Below are 16,282 nucleotides of genomic sequence, written 5' to 3'. Positions count from 1 at the left end.
TCCGTTCTGATTCATTTCGTTTCGATCCATTCGTTTCGATTCCCTGCAAGGAGGGTTTCCATATGTTCGACACAGACGCCTATGTGAAGAAACTGGGGTACTCGGGTTCTCTCGAACCCGCTCCGGAGCTGCTGCGGATTCTCCACAAGCTGCATCTGATGAAGGTGCCGTTCGACAACTCGCTCAACGCCGGGCGGGGGGTGGACATCTGGGAGTACGTGGACATCGACGTCGACGAGACGTTCGACGCGGTCGTCACCGGTGGCCGTGGGGGCGTCTGCCACGAGCTCAGCGGTCTGTTCCGCACGCTGCTGACCCGGCTGGGCTTCGACGTGTCCGTCATGGCGGCCGGGGTCCGGATGGCGAACGGGGAGTTCGGGCCCGAGTTGGAGCACATGTTCCATGTCGTCCGGTTCGGCGAGGAGCGGTGGATGGTGGACGTGGGGTTCGCCGGTCCTTCCTTCCTGGAGCCACTGCGGCTGGCCGAGGGCGAGCAGGAGCAGTACGGCTGCACGTACCGGCTGGACCCGGAGGACGGGTACTGGACCCTCAACCGCCGTCCGCGTGAGGGCGCCTGGGAGGTCGTCTACCGGTTCCCCGACGTCGTACGGGACCTGTCCGAGTGGCGGGGCGAGCCCAGCCTGCGGGAGTACGCGCGCGAGCTGAACTCCGCGGTGACCCTCATTCGCGGGCGGGCCTTCGAGACCGGCCAGCTGACCCTGATAGGCAAGCGGCTGATCACGGTGGCCAACGGCCGCCAGGAGATCCGGGTACTGGTACGGCCGGCGGACTTCGAGAACGCCGTGGACACGATCCTCCTGCCGGAGTCCTGACCGGGCCACAGCAGGACGCCATGAGACGACGAAGGTGCCTTTCCCCGGCTCGGGGGAGGGCACCTTCGTCGTGACCGGGCGGGGGAGCGAGGGCCGACGCCGGAGCGGCGTCACAGGACGGCGCCTCGGGGCAGCCGTAGCAGGTGCCCTTGCCCGGCCGGGATGCCGCGCGGCCCGGAGCCCTGCGTCCCATACGCCACACGATGGCACCCCACCCCGTGGCGCAGCCACACGGACCGCGGCCCCGTTCGCCGCCGCGCCGGAGGATCCGGCCGGTTCACCTTCCGGCCGACCACGCCGCCCGCGGACGTCAGCACCGCCGGCCGGCAGCCGACCGCACCGCCACACTGACCTGCGCAGTCATGAACCCGCACCGCTGCGCCACGCGGCGGCACGGGCTCCGCCCACCCACAGAGGTCGTAGCCCCGACGCATGGGCGCTCCACCGGCCCGCGAGCCCCGGCATCCGTACGCCGCGCCACTTCCCCACCCCGGCCCACCTCCGCCCGCCCTCAGGGGCCAGCACGGTGGCGGCTTCGCATCCCCGCGGGGGCCTCCGGCCAAGTGGTGTGGCGGCGCAAAGTTCAGGACCCGCACGTCAACACGGCTGCGAGTTCATCGCCGCGCAGGATTGCGGCGTAGACGCCCGTCGGCGGCGCGGGCAGCTGTGCGGTGGGACCGGCGGTCATCCTCCGTCGGTGCGCCGAGCGGCGCCGAGCGGCGCCGAGCGGTCCACATGGCTCCGCGCCGCGCGATGCCACCCCGGCGAGCCCGGCACCCGTACGCCGCGCTTCTTCCCCTGCCCGCAGGGGCCCACTCCCCCAGCGCCGCAAGCGCTTCCCCCCTCACCCGCAGGTGCCGCCGTGCGCCAGCCCTTGCTCCGTCCGTAGAAACAGCTCGCCCGCCAGTGTCAGGGCACTGGCGGGCGAGTCGGAGGGGACTGTGGGGAGCGGGGGCTGGGTTCAGTTGACGGTTTGGGGCTGGGGAGTCTCGGCGGGGGTTTCCGCCGGGGCCGGGGTCTCGTCCTGTGCCGTCGCCTTCTGGGACTTCACGCGGAAGGCCAGGAACGCGCCGGCGATGGCCGCGATGCCGCCGACGAGGGCGGACAGCTGGAGGCCGTTCACCACGTCGGCGAGCGGGTTGTTGGCGCCCTCGCTCAGGTCGAGGCCGGAGTTCGCGACAGCGATCAGCGCGGCCATGCCCATCGCGCCGCCGATCTGGGCGGAGGTCTGGGTGAGCGCGGAGGCGACGCCCTGCTCGTCGGGGGCGGCGTCCGAACCGGCGGCCATGAACATCGCCGGGTAGATCATGCCGGCGAACAGACCCCACAGCAGGACCGCCGGCAGCAGCGGCCAGAAGCTCTGGCTGGTGGACATGGTCGCGGCGAGCACGATCATCGCGGCACCGACACCGAGCATGCCGGCGAACAGGGCCGTACGGACACCCCAGCGCTTGATCACGTTGGGCAGCAGTTTGTTGGAGCCCAGCATGGCGACCGCGCTCATCGGCAGGAAGGCGAGGCCGGCCTCGAGCGGGCTGTAGCCCATGACGTCCTGGAGCTGGATGAAGAACAGGTAGTGCAGGGTGTTGATGGCGCCCTGGAAGACGAAGATGATCAGGATCGCGGTCAGCAGGCCGCGGTAGCCGAACAGGCGCGACGGGGCGAGCGGATCGGCCGTCCTGGCCTCGACGGCGAAGAAGCCGATGCCCAGCGCCAGGCCGACGGCCAGCGTGACGATCGTCTGGGTGGAGGCCCAGCCGGCCTCGGGACCGCTGATCAGGCCGAAGACCAGCAGGGTGGAGCCGCCGGTGGCGAGCAGCGCGCCGGGGATGTCGAACCTGCGGGCCTCGGCCTGCGCCACCGCGTCGGCGGCGAAGTTCGAGAGCAGACCGGCGATGGCGATGAGGCACAGCGGGACGTTGACGTAGAACACCCAGGCCCAGCCCAGGTAGTTGGTGAGCAGACCGCCGACCATCGAGCCGATGATGGCGCCGGAGGCACCGGCGGTACCCCACCAGGCGTACGCCTTGTTGCGCTCGGCGTCCTCCGAGAAGCTGGTGTTGATCAGCGACAGGGTGGCCGGGAAGAGCAGCGCGCCGCCGAGACCCTGGACCACGCGGGCGGCGACCAGCAGACCCGGCGTGGTGGCCAGACCGCCGGCGACGGACGCGATGCCGTACAGGGCGAGGGCGAGGACGAGCATCCGGCGGGCGCCGAGGCGGTCCACCGCGCGGCCGCCGATGAGCAGGGCGCCGCCGAGGCCGACGGAGTAGGCGCTGACGACCCACTGCAGCGACTGCGCCGAGAAGCCGACCTCACGGCCGATCTCCGGCAGCGCCACGTACACGATGTTGTAGTCGATGGAGAAGATGAGCATGCAGAACGCCAGCAGTGCCATCTTCGTACCCGGCCGCCCGGCGGACCGGACAGGCGATGAGGCAGACATATGCCTATTTCCTTTCTGGGGGATCTGATCCCTATGGGGGTGTTCAGTGAGGGTGTTCCGTCAGGTATCAGTTGGTGCGCCGACGTTACGTCTTGTTACTGACACCATCATCTGTAACGATGGCCTGACAGGGAAGGAGGCACTTTTATGTCCCAACGGAACACCGGTGTAACCACGGAGGCCGGGAGCGAGGCGGACGCCTGTCCGGTGCGCGAGGTGCTGGACCGGATCAGCGGCAAGTGGAGCATCCAGATCATCCTGGCTGCAGCCGAGAAACCGATCCGCTTCACCGAGCTGGAGCGCTCCATCCCGGGCATCAGCCGGCGCATGCTCACCCTGACCCTGCGCAGCCTGGAGCGGGACGGTCTGCTGGTGCGCACCGTCTACCCCACGGTCCCGGCGAAGGTCGTCTACAGCGTCACGGACAGCGCGCGCGAACTGCACGACGCCTTCGTCACGCTGATGGACTGGGCGGAACGCAACCGCGGCGCCATCACCGCGGCGCGCGCGGCCTACGACAGCGATGCCCTGGCCGCCGCCGCGCAGGAGGAGGAGCCCGTGGGCAGCCCGCGGTGAGGTGCGGGCCGTCCACGAGCGGCTCTCGGCCGTCATCTCCCGTGCCGCCCTACGCCCGTAGGCGCAGCGTTGTCGGGTCGTCGGGGTCGGCCGTCACGGTGAACCCGGCCGCGGTGATGACCTCGGCGCAGTCGTTCCGGTCGCCGCCGTCCAGGCGGGCGACCAGCATCGGGTCGCCGCCCTCGACCGCGAAGCCCGGCTGCCGGTCGGAGAACTCCGGCAGCCCCGCCTCACGCAGCACGGCCCGGACCCGCTCGGCGTCCCGGTCCTCGGCCGTCCACAGCGGACGCCCGTGCGCGCCGTGGCCGAACTCCGGTTCCGTGCCCTCGGGCGCGTGCCGGGCGGCGCGGACGATCTCGGCCGTGAGCGAGGGCTCCCACAGGGCCATCGGCGGCACCAGCAGGTGCTGCACCGAGAGGATCACCTTGCGGACCTCGCCGGAGACCTGCGCGGCCAGCTGCGCCTGGGTGGAGTAGCGGCCGAACAGCTCGGCGGCGAACGGACGTTGGCCCACTGTCTCGGCGTAGTCGAAGTCACCGCCGATGGCGGCCTGCCACGGCACGAAGAGCACCCCGGCGGCCTCCTGGTAGAAGGCGCGGGACAGGTCCGCGGTGACGCCCTCGTGCTCGGCTAGGAGCCGGCCCAGGGCGAGCGCCTCCTGCGCGGCGCAGGTCATGCCCTGCCCGTACAGCGGGTTGAAGCTGCAGATGGCGTCGCCCAGGGCCAGGTAGCCGCTCGGTACGTCGTCCAGTGCCTCGAAGTGCCGCCGCCGGTTGGCGGGGTACTGGAAGGCCACCGGCTCGGTGAGCGGCTCGGCCTGCCGGACGAGCTTGGCGATGATCGGGTCAGGCAGGCTCTCCGCGTGCTCCAGGAAGCCGGCGTCGGTGGCGGCCGGGTAGTCGCGGTGCCAGCCGCCGACCGAGACCAGCCACTGGTCGTCCTCGATCAGCAGCGCGGCGCCGATGCGCTTCTCGGCGGGCGGGGTGGGCTGCACGAACGCGGCCTTGACGTCGAGGTCGCCGGGCACATGACGGTAGAGACGGCTGACGTAGCCGACGTTGACCTTGACCTCCTCCACGTCGGGGGCGGGGAAGCCGAGCGCCGACAGCCAGCGGTCGGAGCGGCTGCCACGTCCGGTGGTGTCCACGACCAGGTCGGCGGCGAGCCGCTCGGTGCCCGCCAGGAGCACCTCGGTGACCTTGCCGTCGGCACCGCCGAGCCCGGACACCGCGGTGCCGGAGCGGATCGTGACGTTCGGCAGGGCCTGCACCCGGCGGCGGATCGAGTACTCCAGCAGCGGGCGGCTCATGGAGACGAACGGCTGCCCGCTGTGCACCGGGTTCCAGGCGGCGCCGAGCCGGTAGAGGTGGAGGTCGCCGCCCGAGTCGAAGACCTGGGCGCCGGCCTCGACGAGTTCGTCGCCGAGGCCCGGGAAGAGCTCCTCCAGCGCGCGCTGGCCGGCCACGAGCAGGACGTGCGAGTGCTGTCCCTGCGGGACGCCGCGGCGCGGCCGGCCGCCGTCCGGCAGTTCGTCGCGGTCGACGACCACGACGGTGTCGAACGCGTCGGACAGCGACTTGGCCGCGGTCAGGCCCGCGATGCCGGCACCGATGACCACCGCGGTGCCGCGCCTGGTCGAATTACTCATGATCAGTTCTCCTCGGTCTGAATCCGTCTGCGTCCGTCTGCGTCTGTGTGCGTGGCGTCACTGGGTGGTGCTGCCGATGGAGCGGGGGTGACGGAAGAAGTTGCCGGGGTCGTAGCGGCGCTTGACGGTCAGCAGCCGCCGGTAGTTGTCGCCGTAGTACTGGGTCGCCCAGTCGGGCAGGCTGGAGCCGGGGAAGTTGACGTACGCGCCGGATCCCAGCGGGTTCAGCAGCGCGGCGCCGGCGTCGACGAACGCGCTCGCCGCCTGCTGGTCGTCGGGGCTCGCCGGCTGGTCGAGCTGGGTGGTGAAGCCGACGATGAAGTTGGCGTCGCGGTGCGGGAAGGCGGTCGCGGACGGGGCGACGCTGTTCGCGGCGCCGCCGACGGACATGCAGTGCAGGAAGCGGCGCTGACCCGGTCGGCGGTCACCCTCCCACGCCGTGATGAGGTTGTTGAGCTCGGTCGGCGAGAACGGCCGGTCGAAGAACCGGTAGGCCTCGCGCAGCCAGCCCACGCGGTGCAGCAGCGCCTCCGGGTCGGTGCCCTCGCGGTGGCACTGGTCCTGGGTGAGGTCGCCGCAGCCGTAGGCGGTCTTCATCGCCTCGTCGTACGGCAGGTCGGTGGCGAAGCGGCTGGTGGGCTGGGCGCCCACCAGGGAGGTCAGCTGGTCCAGGGCGGCGGTCGCCTCGGCCTCGGAGCCGTGGTAGCCGCCGGTGACGATGATCTGCGGGACCTCGCCGGGGGCGGCGTCGGGCAGCATGAAGATCAGGGCGGAGCCGAGGCTCAGCGAGCTGGTGAGCTGCCAGGTCTGCCAGGCGGCGAACACCTCTTCGGCCTTGTCCCAGGACCAGGTGGTGTTGAAGAAGACCATGCGCGGTGCGTCGATCGGCGCGACCTCGAACTCTGTGACGATGCCGAAGTTGCCGCCGCCTCCGCCGCGCAGGCCCCAGAACAGGTCGGAGTACTGGGACGCCGAGGCGCGCACGAGACGGCCGTCGGCGAGGACGAGCTGAACGGAGCGCACGCGGTCGGCGCCCATGCCGAACTTGCGGGTCTGGTAGCCGATTCCGCCGCCGGAGAGGAAGCCTCCCAGGCAGACGGTGGGACAGGTTCCGGCGATGAGCTGCTTGCCGTGCGGGGCCAGTGCGTGCAGGGCGTCGATGGACTGCAGGCCCGGGCCGACACGGACGGTCGAGGTGCCGACGGTGGCGTGCCGGATGCGGGAGACGTCGACGACCAGGCCCTCGCCGGTGGACCAGCCGCGGTAGTTGTGGCCGCCGCTGCGTGTTCTGACGGATATGCCCTCGTCGCGGGCGAACGCGACGCAGGCCTGGACGTCCGCCGGTGTCTCGCAGTAGGCGACGGCCGTCGGGTGCACGGCGTCGAACTCGGCGAACTGGTTCTGCTTGGCGGACGCGTAGCCGGCGTCCGTAGGCAGCACGAGGTCGCCCTGGAGACGGGATCCGAGCCCCGTCCAGTCGTCGGCGGTGGCGGAAGTCCCCGCGGCGACGGCGCCGACCCCCGCGGCTGACGCGGCGAGCGCCAGCCCGGCTCCTGCTCCGGCCCGGAGAACGTTTCGTCGTGTGTACACGGCGCTCCTTGAAGGAAGTAGCTGGATGGAAGGGGTGGCGCGGCCGGGCCGGGGGCGGGGTTCCGTGACCTGCGCGGACCCCACTATCGGGCCCCCCGAACCACTCCCCGGGAACCCACCGCCCACTGAGCCCTGGGCATCTGCCGTGACCTGGGGTTGACGGCCGGGGCGGCGTCAGCCAGGGGCGGGCGAACCCGTGAGGACCGGGGTCGGGATGGTCGCGGAGGTTGTGCGGGCCAGTTGGACCGCTCCGTGGAGGGAGGAGAGGCCACCGAGTTGGGCCTCGTGGTGGGTGGGGGCGGGGTGGCCGGGGCGGGTGAGGTGGTGGGTGTGGCGGGCTACCCGGGGCGTGAAGCCCGGGAGGCCTTCGGCGAAGCCGCCGCCTACGACGACCGCGTCCGGGCGGAGTAGTTCCGCGGCCGAGATGATGGCCGTGGCGAGGGCCGCGCAGCCTTCGTCTACGGCCACCACGGCCCAGGACAGCTGTCGCTGCCAGGCGTCGCACAGGTCGGCGTATGTGACGGGCGCGTCCCTCAGTTCGGTGGCTCGGCGGAGGATCGCCGGCCCGGAGGCGTGGGCCTGGACGCAGCCGCGCCGGCCGCAGTCGCAGCGGGTGCCGGCGCGGTCGATGACGAGGTGCCCGAGTTCGAAGGAGCCACGGGCGGGGCCCGGGCAGAGCTCGCCCCCGAGGACGGCGCCGCCGCCGACGCCCGTGCCGACACCGACGTAGAGGATGTCGTCCAGGCCTGCCACCCCGGCCTCGGCGAGGGCCGCGAGGTCACCGTCGTCCGCGCAGGCCACGGCGGTGCCCGGCAGCATGCCGTGCAGTTCCGCCGCGAGGCTCAGGCCCGCCCAGGCGGGGCGGTTGGGCCAGGCCGTCACCCGGCCCCCGGAGTCCAGCGTGGCGGGCAGGGCGACGCCCGCCGCGCGCAGCGGGCCGGGCCATCGCCGCCGTACCGCCACCAGGCAGTCGGCCAGCGCGGCCAGGTCCTCGCGGACGTCCGCACCGGAGGTCCAGCGGAAGGTGGTCAGGAGCGGGTCGGTGCCCGCGCCCTCCACCCGGACGGCGACCTTGGTGCCGCCGATGTCGATACCGAGAAATCCCGTGATACCACTCATTCCCGCGAGTGTCGGCAGCCCGGCCCACCGCCCGGTAACCGCGCGCCCACCCCGTCCCACCCGCACCGGCCGCACCGGCCGCACCAGCCCGGGAACACCCCCACCCCGGCCCCCCTATCTCCGCCCTATCTTCGGCCGCGCCCCGACGGGCTTGGCGCGGCCGGAAATTCCGGGGCGGAGCGGACCTTAGCCTCACGGCATCCGCACACTCCCCCGTCATCCCACGAGGAGATTTCCGCGATGAACCGTCAATGGCTCTTCGTCCGACTGCCCAACCCGATGCGGAGCCGGCCGGAGAACCACGCCGCCCGGGTCGTCTCCACGCTGGTCACCGAGCTCGTCGGCCGGCTGCGCACGCAGGACCCGGAGGCGCTGTGGCAGTTCCGCGGGCCGGGCGCCGGCGGCGAACCGGACCTCGGACTGTGGTTCCACTCCGCCGAGCCGGTGCTGAAGGACCTGGAGCGCCGGCTGCTGGCCCGTACCTCCGCGTACAACTGGCCGATGATCACCAGCACTTACCTCCCGGAGACGGCCAAGTACCGCACACCGGGGACGCTGCGGATGGCACACCGGCTGGCCACGGAGTCCAGCTCCTTCGCGCTGGAACTCCTCCGCGACGGCGGTCTCGGCCCGACGGACCGGCAGTGGCTGGCCGTCGCGCACCTGAGCCGCGTGAGCACCCTCGTCCCGGAGCGCGAACGGGCCGCGTTCCTCTTCCACTTCTGGCAGTTCGGCACGGCCGGCCTGGCCCCGGCGGACCGGCTGGAGCTGGCCGCCGAAGCGGACGCCCGAGCCGCGGCACCGGTTGACGCGTGCGTCCCCGGCGACGCGGAGCTGTGGGACGGCTACCTGTCCTCGGTCCGCGCGGCCGTCGCCACGGGCCGGGACGACGGGATGCCGGTCAACTTCCTGCTGTACGACCACGTCCTGCTCACCCACGAACGGCTGGGCGTACCGGCCCGAACCGAGGCGCGGGCGGCCCGCACGGTCCGTTCGGCGCTCGCCGCGGGCAGGCCGCTGCCGACCGCGTTCACCGGGGGCACGGCCCTGCAGTCGGCCTGAGCGAACGGCCGGCGGACTCCCGGACTCCCCTCGACCGAAAGGACTCTCCTTGACTGCTGTGACTGCTGCTACGACTGCGGTGAAGGCTGCGACCGTCGCACCCGCTGCAAGTGTCGCCGCCCGCCGGATCGACGTGGACCTCGGCGAGCGCTCGTACCCCGTCCACATAGGTCCGGGCGTACGCCATCTCCTCACCGGCATCCTCGCCGACGTCGGCGCCCGGAAGGTCGTCGTGGTCTCGGCCCGGCCGCGTTCCCTGCTGCCCGCGACCGGACTGCCCACGCTGCATCTGTCGGCGCGGGACGGTGAGGAGGACAAATCGCTCGCCACCGTGGAACGGATGTGCCGGGCCTTCGCCAAGTTCGGGCTGAGCCGCGCGGACGCCGTCGTCTCCGTCGGCGGCGGCACCACCACCGACTCCGTGGGACTGGCCGCGGCGCTGTACCACCGCGGGCTGCCGGTGATCCATCTGCCGACGACGCTGCTCGCCCAGGTGGACGCCAGCGTCGGTGGGAAGACCGCGGTGAACCTGCCGCAGGGCAAGAACCTGGTCGGCCAGTACTGGCAGCCGTCCGCGGTGCTGTGCGACACCGACTTCCTCGGCACGCTCCCGGAACGCGAGTGGCGCAACGGGTACGGGGAGATCGCCCGGGCGCACTTCATCGGGGCCGGGGATCTGCGGGGCCGGCCGCTCGTCGAGCAGATCGCGGCGAGCGTGGCGTGCAAGGCGCGGATCGTCGCCGCCGACGAACGGGACGCCGCCCTGCGGCACATCCTCAACTACGGCCACACGCTGGGGCACGCCCTGGAGCGGGCCACCGACTTCGCCCTGCGGCACGGTGAGGCGGTCGCGATCGGCACGGTGTTCGCGGGCCGGCTGGCCGGGGCGCTGGGCCGCATCGACGAGGCGCACGTCGCCGAGCACGAGGAGGTGGTCCGGGACCACGGCCTCCCCCACCGGCTGCCGGCCGGCCTGCGGGACGCCGAACTCGTCGCCCTGATGCGTCTGGACAAGAAGGCGATGACGGGCCTCTCCTTCGTACTGAGCGGCCCGCAGGGCCCCGAACTGGTCTCCTCGGTCCCTGAGGAGGTGGTCCTGCGCGTCCTCGCGGAGATGCCCCGCGAGCACTGAACCTCCCTACGGCTTTACGGCTTTACGGCAGAGGGCCGTTCCTTCCGCGGCAACGTCGGCGCGGACGGGACGGCCCTCTGCCATACCCGGCCCACATACTTCAACTTCACCCCGTACACAGCGTCGCAGGCACCGCACATCCGCACGCCACCGTCCGGGCACCACCGCTCCCTCCCTCGCCCATCCGGCCACCATCGCCGGGCCATCCCACGTCCAAGAGGCCGCCCCCGGATCACGGGGGGCGGCCTCTCGCCGTACAGGAGTGCGGAAGCGCAGGCGTCAGACAGGCATCGCCGCCCTCAGCTGCGTGCGGGCCTCGTCGAGGAGGGCGCGGGTGGCCTCGGGGCCGGCGGCTGCTCCGTAGACGTAGAAGTCCGGCCTGACGAGGGCGGTGGTCGCGGCCGCCGTGGTCAGGAACGGGACGTAGACGTCGTCGAGGTCCACGACCTCCCCGGGAACCGTCCGCGCCGGGTCCGTACCGGACGGGAGGATGCGGACGATCCTCGTGCCCAGGGTGGCGAGAAAGGACCGGTCCGGTTCCGTGAGCAGGGTCTCGGGGTCCTCCGTGGTGAGGAGGACGAAGCCCAGGCCGACGATCTCGTCGAAGAGGCCGGTCCGGCTGCCCTGTGCCACTCGGGCCTGCGGGGACAGCGCGCCGGCGGGCTTCGCGGGCCTGCCGTTCGCGGTGCGGTGCAGGAAGCCCTTGGTCAGCGGCTGGAGGGGGGAGCGCTGTGGGGGTGCGGTGCCCGCGGCCGTGGCCCGTTCCGCCGCCGCCTTCATCACCAGGTCCCGGTCGGCGCCGGCCTTGGGGTCGGTCTGGCAGATGATGCGGCCCAGGTTGACCGACATGGTGATGGCGTGCCTGACGTGGGTGCGGCGTTCCTCCTCGTAGTGGTCGAGGACCTCGGGGCCGGCGCGACCGGCGAGCAGGGCGTCCAGCCGCCAGGCGAGCGCGCCCGCGTCCCGGAAGCCGGAGGACATGCCCTGGCCCGCGAACGGCGGCATCACATGGGCGGCGTCGCCCGCGATGACCAGCCGGCCGAGGTGCCAGCGTTCGGCCGAGCCGGCCCGGAAGCTGTAGACGTGGTGGCGTCGCAGGGTGGAGTTCTCGGGGGACACGTCGAAGTGTTCCAGCAGCCGCCAGCAGCTCTCCGGGGTGTTGAGCTCCTCGACGGTCTCCCCCGCGACCCGCATGAACTCGTAGCGGCGGTGCCCGGGGCCCGCGGACACCGAGGTGCGCGGGCGGGCCGGGTCGCAGATCTGCAGGTTGTTCGGCCGGAAGGTGCGCTCGTCGTGGTGGACGATGTCGCAGACCAGCCAGTCGTGGGAGAAGCCGAGGTCGGACAGTTCGGTGCCGATGGCCTGGCGGACGAAGCTGTTCGCCCCGTCGCAGCCGACCACCCAGGAGGCGGTCAGCGTCCGTTCGTCGCCGTCCGGGCCGACGGCCGTGACCTCGACGGTCCCGTCCGGCGCGGCATCCTCGACGATGCGGACGACCTGGTGGCCGCGGTGCACGGTGATGTTGGCGTGCCGGGCTCCGCGTGCCTCCATCTCGGCCTCCAGCGCTGGCTGGTACATCGACGTGGACTCGGGCCACCCGGCGAGTTTCCGCTCGGATCCGTCGATGTGCAGCAGGACCTGGCCGTCGGCGTTCTGCCACAGGTACTCGCCGGACGACTCGCCGATCCTGCCGACGAGGCCGCCGATCCCGGCCGCGGACAGCGTCCGTGCGCCCTCGCCGTCGAAGGCCACGGCCCGCGGCATGGGGTACGCCTGCGGCCAGCGCTCGACGACGGTGACGGTGCGGCCCCGGTCGGCCAGGAGCAGTGCGAGCAGCTGGCCGACCGGGCCGTAGCCGACGACGAGGATGTCGGCGTGTGCGGTCGGTGCGGTCATCTCACTCACCTCCGTTCGCGGTCTCGGTGGCCAGCTGCTCCTGCAGGAACTCGGCGATGTAGGCCGGGGTCGGGTAGTCGAAGAGCAGCATCGGGCTGAGGGTGAGGCCGGTCACCTCGACGAGCCGGTTGCGCAGTTCGACGGCGCTCAGCGAGTTGAAGCCGACCTCGAAGAACGGGCTCTCGCCGTCCAGTTCGTCGTCGAAGGTCTCGTCGGGGTTCTGTTCGGTCCGGGCGGTCTCGGCCTCCGCCGCGACCAGGTCGACGAGGAGGGCGACCTGCTCCGCCGGGTCCAGCCCCGCCAGCCGCTCCTGGAGTGCGCGCCGGGTCGCGTCCAGGGCGTCGGCGCCGGGGTCGGTGGCGGTGTCCGTCTCGGGGGTGCTGATCGTCTCGGTGGTCATGGTGCCGGCCTCCAGCCAGTAGTCGCGGCGCTGGAAGGCGTACGTCGGGAGGTCCACCCGCCGTGCGCCGGGGAAGAGCGCCGTCCAGTCGATGGGAACGCCCCGGGTGAACAGCCCGCCGGCCGCGGTGAGCGCGGTCTGTGCGTCGGGGGCGTCGACGCGCAGGGCGGGGAGGAAGGCGACGCCGTCGTCGGTGGCGTCCAGGCAGGCGGGGCCCAGGGCGGAGAGCACCGCGCCGGGGCCGAGCTCCAGGAAGGTGGCGACGCCCTGGGCCCGCAGGGCGCGGATGCTGTCGGCGAAGCGGACGGCGGCCCGGACGTGCCGTACCCAGTACTCGGGGGAGGTGAGCTCCTCGGCGGTCGCCGGTGCGCCGGTGACGTCGGAGATCACCGGGATGCGCGGCTCCTGGTAGGTGAGCTCGGCGGCGGTCTGCCGGAACTCCGCCAGCATCGAGTCCATGAGGGGAGAGTGGAACGCGTGACTGACCGTCAGCCTCTTGGTCCTGCGGCCCAGTTCGGCGAAGTGCGCCTGGACTGCCGCCGCTTCGGACTCGACGCCCGAGACCACCACGGACCGCGGCCCGTTGACGGCGGCGATGCCGACACCGTCGGTGAGCAGGGGCAGGACTTCGGCTTCCGTCGCCTGTACGGCGATCATCGCGCCGCCCGACGGCAGCGCCTGCATCAGCCGGCCCCGGGCCGCGACCAGCCGGGCCGCATCAGCCAGCGACCACACCCCCGCCACATGCGCGGCGGCCAGCTCGCCGATGGAGTGCCCGGCCAGGGCGTGCGGACGCACTCCCCAGGACTCGTAGAGGCGGTACAGGGCGACCTCGACGGCGAACAGCGCGGGCTGGGTGAACTCGGTGCGGTCCAGCGCGGCCGCGTCGTCGAGGACGACCTCCTTCAGCGGCCGGGGCAGATGCCGGTCCAGCTCGGCCACCACCGCGTCGAAGGCTGCCGCGTAGGCGGGGTACGTCTCGTACAACTCCCGGCCCATGCCGAGCCGTTGGGAGCCCTGCCCGGTGAACAGCACCGCGAGGCGACCCTTCGTCCGGCTGCCGCGGGCCACGCCCGGGAGTGAACCGGCGGTGTCCTCGGCGAGGGCGCGGACCTTGGCGCGCAGGGTGCCGGTGTCGTCGGCGACGACCACGGCCCGCTCGTCGAAGGCGGCGCGGGCCAGCGCGAGGGCGTGCCCGACGTCGTACGGGTCGGCGTCGGCGTCCGCCGCGTCGAGGAAGGTGTCGAGGCGGGCGGCCTGGTCGCGCAGCGCGGCTGCGGTCTTCGCCGACAGCGCCCAGGCGACGGGGCCGCCCGCGCGGGCGGCGCCTGTCCCGGCGGCGGGCTCGGGTGCGGCCTCCTCCAGCAGGACATGCGCGTTGGTGCCGCTGATGCCGAACGACGAGACACCGGCCCGGCGCGGGCGGCCCTCCTCCCGGGGCCAGGGACGGGCCTCGGTGAGGAGCCGTACGGCCCCTTCCGACCAGTCCACCTTCGGTGTCGGCGCGTCCACGTGCAGGGTCCTGGGCAGTTCCTCGTGGCGCAGGGCCATCACCATCTTGATGATCCCGGCGACGCCGGCCGCGGCCTGCGCGTGCCCGATGTTCGACTTGAGTGAGCCCAGCCACAGCGGGCGGTCCGCCGGTCGGTCCTGGCCGTAGGCGGCGATCAGCGCCTGCGCCTCGATCGGGTCGCCCAGCACGGTGCCGGTGCCGTGCGCCTCGACCGTGTCCACGTCGGCGGGGGTGAGGCCGGCGCCCGCGAGGGCGGCCCGGATGACCCGCTCCTGCGAGGGGCCGTTGGGGGCGGTGAGGCCGTTGGAGGCGCCGTCCTGGTTGACGGCCGTACCGCGCACCACCGCGAGCACCGGGTGCCCGTTGCGCCGCGCGTCCGACAGCCGCTCCAGGAGCAGTACGCCCGCGCCCTCGGCCCAGTTGGTGCCGTCGGCCGAGGCCGAGAACGCCTTGATGCGCCCGTCGGGAGCGAGGGCCCGCTGCGCCGCGAAGCCGACGTACGCATCCGGCGTGGCCATCACGGCGACACCGCCCGCGAGCGCCATCGCGCACTCGCCGCCGCGCAGCGCCCGCACGGCCATGTCCAGGGTGACCAGTGAGGAGGAGCAGGCCGTGTCGACGGTGACGGACGGGCCGGTCAGGTCGTACAGGTAGGAGACCCGGCCCGACAGTACGCTGCCCGACTTGCCGAGGCCGAGGAAGCTGTCGACGCCCTCGGGGAGTTTGCGTACCCCGTTCGCGTAGTCGTGGTACATCAGGCCCGCGTAGACGCCGGTGTCGGTGCCACGGACGCTGTGCGGGTCGATACCGGCCCGTTCCAGGGCCTCCCAGACCAACTCCAGCAGGATGCGCTGCTGCGGGTCGGTGCCGAGAGCCTCCCGGTCGGAGAGACCGAAGAAGCCGGCGTCGAACTGTCCCGCGCCGTACAGGACTCCGGCCTCCTTGACGTAGGTGGTGCCGGGGTGGCCGGGCTCCGGATGGTAGAGGCCGTCCAGGTCCCAGCCGCGGTCGGCGGGGAGGCCGGTGACGGCGTCGTGGCCGCTGGCCACCAGGGTCCACAGCTCCTCGGGCGAGGTGACCCCGCCCGGCAGCCGGCAGGCCATGCCCACGATGGCCACCGGTTCCTGGGCGGCGGCGGTGATCCGCTCGTTCTCCCGCCGCAGCCGCTCGTTCTCGGTGAGGGACGCGCGCAGCGCCTCGACGAGCCGTTCGTCGGAAACAGTCATGATCTTCTCTCCCGGTCCGAGACCGAATCAGTTGGCCGAGGCGCTCAGGGCGCGCGCCACGAGGCTCTCCACGTCCAGGCCGGCGATCAGGTCGGCCTCCGCTTCCCCGGCCGGCGCGGAGGACTCCGTCGTCCTCCGGGCCGGAGCCGTCTCCTGTGCTGCCCGCGGGACCAGCGCCTCGCGCAGGCGTCGGGCGAGCGCGGTGGGCGTCGGGTGGTCGAAGACGAGGGTGGCGGGCAGCCGCACCCCCGTGCGGGCGGCAAGCTGATTGCGCAGTTCGACCGCGGTCAGCGAGTCGAAGCCCAGGTCCTTGAAGGCCTGGTCGTCCTCGACCTGGTCCGGCCCGGCGAGGCCCAGGACCCCGGCCGCCTGCTCGGCGACCAGGTCGAGGAGCGCCTGGTGCCGCTCCTCCTCCGGCAGGGCGGCCAGCCGCTCGGCGAGGGACTCGGCGGCGGGCGCCGCGGCCGCCCGCGCGGACCGCCGGGCCGGGCGGACCAAGGCACGCAGCAGGACGGGCACCGCGTCCTGTCCGGTACCGCTGCGCAGGGCCGCGAAGTCGAAGTGGGCCGCGACCAGCACCGCGTCGGGGGCGTGCAGCGAGGCGTCGAAGAGGGCCAGTCCCTCATCGCCCCTCAGGGCCCGCATGCCGCTGCGGCTCATCCGCTCGCGGTCGCTGTGCGCGAGGGAGTCCTGCATGCCGCCGTCCTGCTCCCACACACCCCAGGCGAGCGAGGTGGCGGGCAGCCCCAACGAGCGACGGTGCTCGGCGAGGGCGTCCAGACAGGCGTTGGCGGCCGCGTAGTTGGCCTGGCCGGCGCTGCCGACGGTGCCCGCGACGGAC

The 16,282-nt window shown here is 72.7% G+C and carries 11 protein-coding genes; 4 read left to right on the top strand and 7 right to left on the bottom strand.

Features of this window, described 5'->3' with window-relative positions; all coding sequences use genetic code 11:
* Positions 1-62 precede the first annotated feature (62 nt).
* On the top strand, positions 63-833 hold the full coding sequence (locus AQJ91_RS00220; protein WP_067014357.1) for an arylamine N-acetyltransferase family protein: 771 nt from the start codon (positions 63-65) through the stop codon (positions 831-833).
* A 961-nt stretch (positions 834-1,794) separates the two neighbouring features.
* Here AQJ91_RS00220 and AQJ91_RS00215 read toward each other — a convergent pair.
* Entirely contained in the window at positions 1,795-3,279 is a 1,485-nt protein-coding gene (locus AQJ91_RS00215) for an MFS transporter (RefSeq protein ID WP_067014353.1), read from the bottom strand.
* A 147-nt stretch (positions 3,280-3,426) separates the two neighbouring features.
* Between AQJ91_RS00215 and AQJ91_RS00210 the strand changes: the two genes are divergently transcribed.
* Positions 3,427-3,855 carry a winged helix-turn-helix transcriptional regulator gene (locus AQJ91_RS00210; RefSeq protein ID WP_067014349.1) on the top strand — a complete coding sequence of 143 codons (429 nt, stop codon included), beginning with the start codon at positions 3,427-3,429 and terminating at the stop codon, positions 3,853-3,855.
* Positions 3,856-3,904: 49 nt separating this feature from the next.
* Here AQJ91_RS00210 and AQJ91_RS00205 read toward each other — a convergent pair whose 3' ends face one another.
* The 3 genes from AQJ91_RS00205 to AQJ91_RS00195 all read right to left on the bottom strand — a co-directional run bounded on the left by AQJ91_RS00205 (position 3,905) and on the right by AQJ91_RS00195 (position 8,212).
* A complete protein-coding gene (locus AQJ91_RS00205; RefSeq protein WP_199847815.1) occupies positions 3,905-5,503 on the bottom strand; it encodes an FAD-dependent oxidoreductase in 1,599 nt (532 codons plus the stop codon).
* Between the two features lie 57 nt (positions 5,504-5,560).
* Entirely contained in the window at positions 5,561-7,093 is a 1,533-nt protein-coding gene (locus AQJ91_RS00200) for an FAD-binding oxidoreductase (RefSeq protein WP_067014343.1), read from the bottom strand.
* A gap of 174 nt (positions 7,094-7,267) precedes the next feature.
* The gene (locus AQJ91_RS00195; RefSeq protein ID WP_067014340.1) at positions 7,268-8,212 is read right to left on the bottom strand and encodes an ROK family protein; all 945 of its coding nucleotides are present in this window, start codon (positions 8,210-8,212) and stop codon (positions 7,268-7,270) included.
* Positions 8,213-8,452: 240 nt separating this feature from the next.
* Between AQJ91_RS00195 and AQJ91_RS00190 the strand changes: the two genes are divergently transcribed.
* Positions 8,453-9,274, top strand: coding sequence for a lantibiotic dehydratase C-terminal domain-containing protein (locus AQJ91_RS00190; RefSeq protein WP_067014337.1), 822 nt, complete (start codon positions 8,453-8,455; stop codon positions 9,272-9,274).
* Positions 9,275-9,353: 79 nt separating this feature from the next.
* On the top strand, positions 9,354-10,406 hold the full coding sequence (locus AQJ91_RS00185; RefSeq protein WP_067014334.1) for a 3-dehydroquinate synthase family protein: 1,053 nt from the start codon (positions 9,354-9,356) through the stop codon (positions 10,404-10,406).
* A gap of 279 nt (positions 10,407-10,685) precedes the next feature.
* Here AQJ91_RS00185 and mhpA read toward each other — a convergent pair whose 3' ends face one another.
* From mhpA to AQJ91_RS00170, 3 genes are all read right to left on the bottom strand, one after another.
* Positions 10,686-12,302: a bifunctional 3-(3-hydroxy-phenyl)propionate/3-hydroxycinnamic acid hydroxylase MhpA gene (mhpA, locus tag AQJ91_RS00180; protein WP_067014331.1), complete on the bottom strand. Its 1,617-nt coding sequence runs from the start codon at positions 12,300-12,302 to the stop codon at positions 10,686-10,688.
* Between the two features lies 1 nt (position 12,303).
* A complete protein-coding gene (locus tag AQJ91_RS00175; RefSeq protein ID WP_407696814.1) occupies positions 12,304-15,444 on the bottom strand; it encodes a type I polyketide synthase in 3,141 nt (1,046 codons plus the stop codon).
* Between the two features lie 24 nt (positions 15,445-15,468).
* The coding region (locus tag AQJ91_RS00170) for a beta-ketoacyl reductase (protein WP_159054466.1) at positions 15,469-16,282 on the bottom strand (814 nt) is incomplete at its 5' end.

The sequence above is a fragment of the Streptomyces dysideae genome, assembly GCF_001514305.1.
GTDB lineage: Bacteria > Actinomycetota > Actinomycetes > Streptomycetales > Streptomycetaceae > Streptomyces > Streptomyces dysideae.
This window is presented reverse-complemented; position numbering and strand designations above follow the sequence as displayed.

What these genes read in the sequence shown, in the direction of transcription:
- AQJ91_RS00220 (WP_067014357.1), top strand. Translation starts at nt 63, where the DNA reads ATGTTCGACACAGACGCCTATGTGAAGAAACTGGGGTACTCGGGTTCT.
- AQJ91_RS00215 (WP_067014353.1), bottom strand. Translation starts at nt 3,279, where the DNA reads ATGTCTGCCTCATCGCCTGTCCGGTCCGCCGGGCGGCCGGGTACGAAG.
- AQJ91_RS00210 (WP_067014349.1), top strand. Translation starts at nt 3,427, where the DNA reads ATGTCCCAACGGAACACCGGTGTAACCACGGAGGCCGGGAGCGAGGCG.
- AQJ91_RS00205 (WP_199847815.1), bottom strand. Translation starts at nt 5,503, where the DNA reads ATGAGTAATTCGACCAGGCGCGGCACCGCGGTGGTCATCGGTGCCGGC.
- AQJ91_RS00195 (WP_067014340.1), bottom strand. Translation starts at nt 8,212, where the DNA reads ATGAGTGGTATCACGGGATTTCTCGGTATCGACATCGGCGGCACCAAG.
- AQJ91_RS00190 (WP_067014337.1), top strand. Translation starts at nt 8,453, where the DNA reads ATGAACCGTCAATGGCTCTTCGTCCGACTGCCCAACCCGATGCGGAGC.
- mhpA (WP_067014331.1), bottom strand. Translation starts at nt 12,302, where the DNA reads ATGACCGCACCGACCGCACACGCCGACATCCTCGTCGTCGGCTACGGC.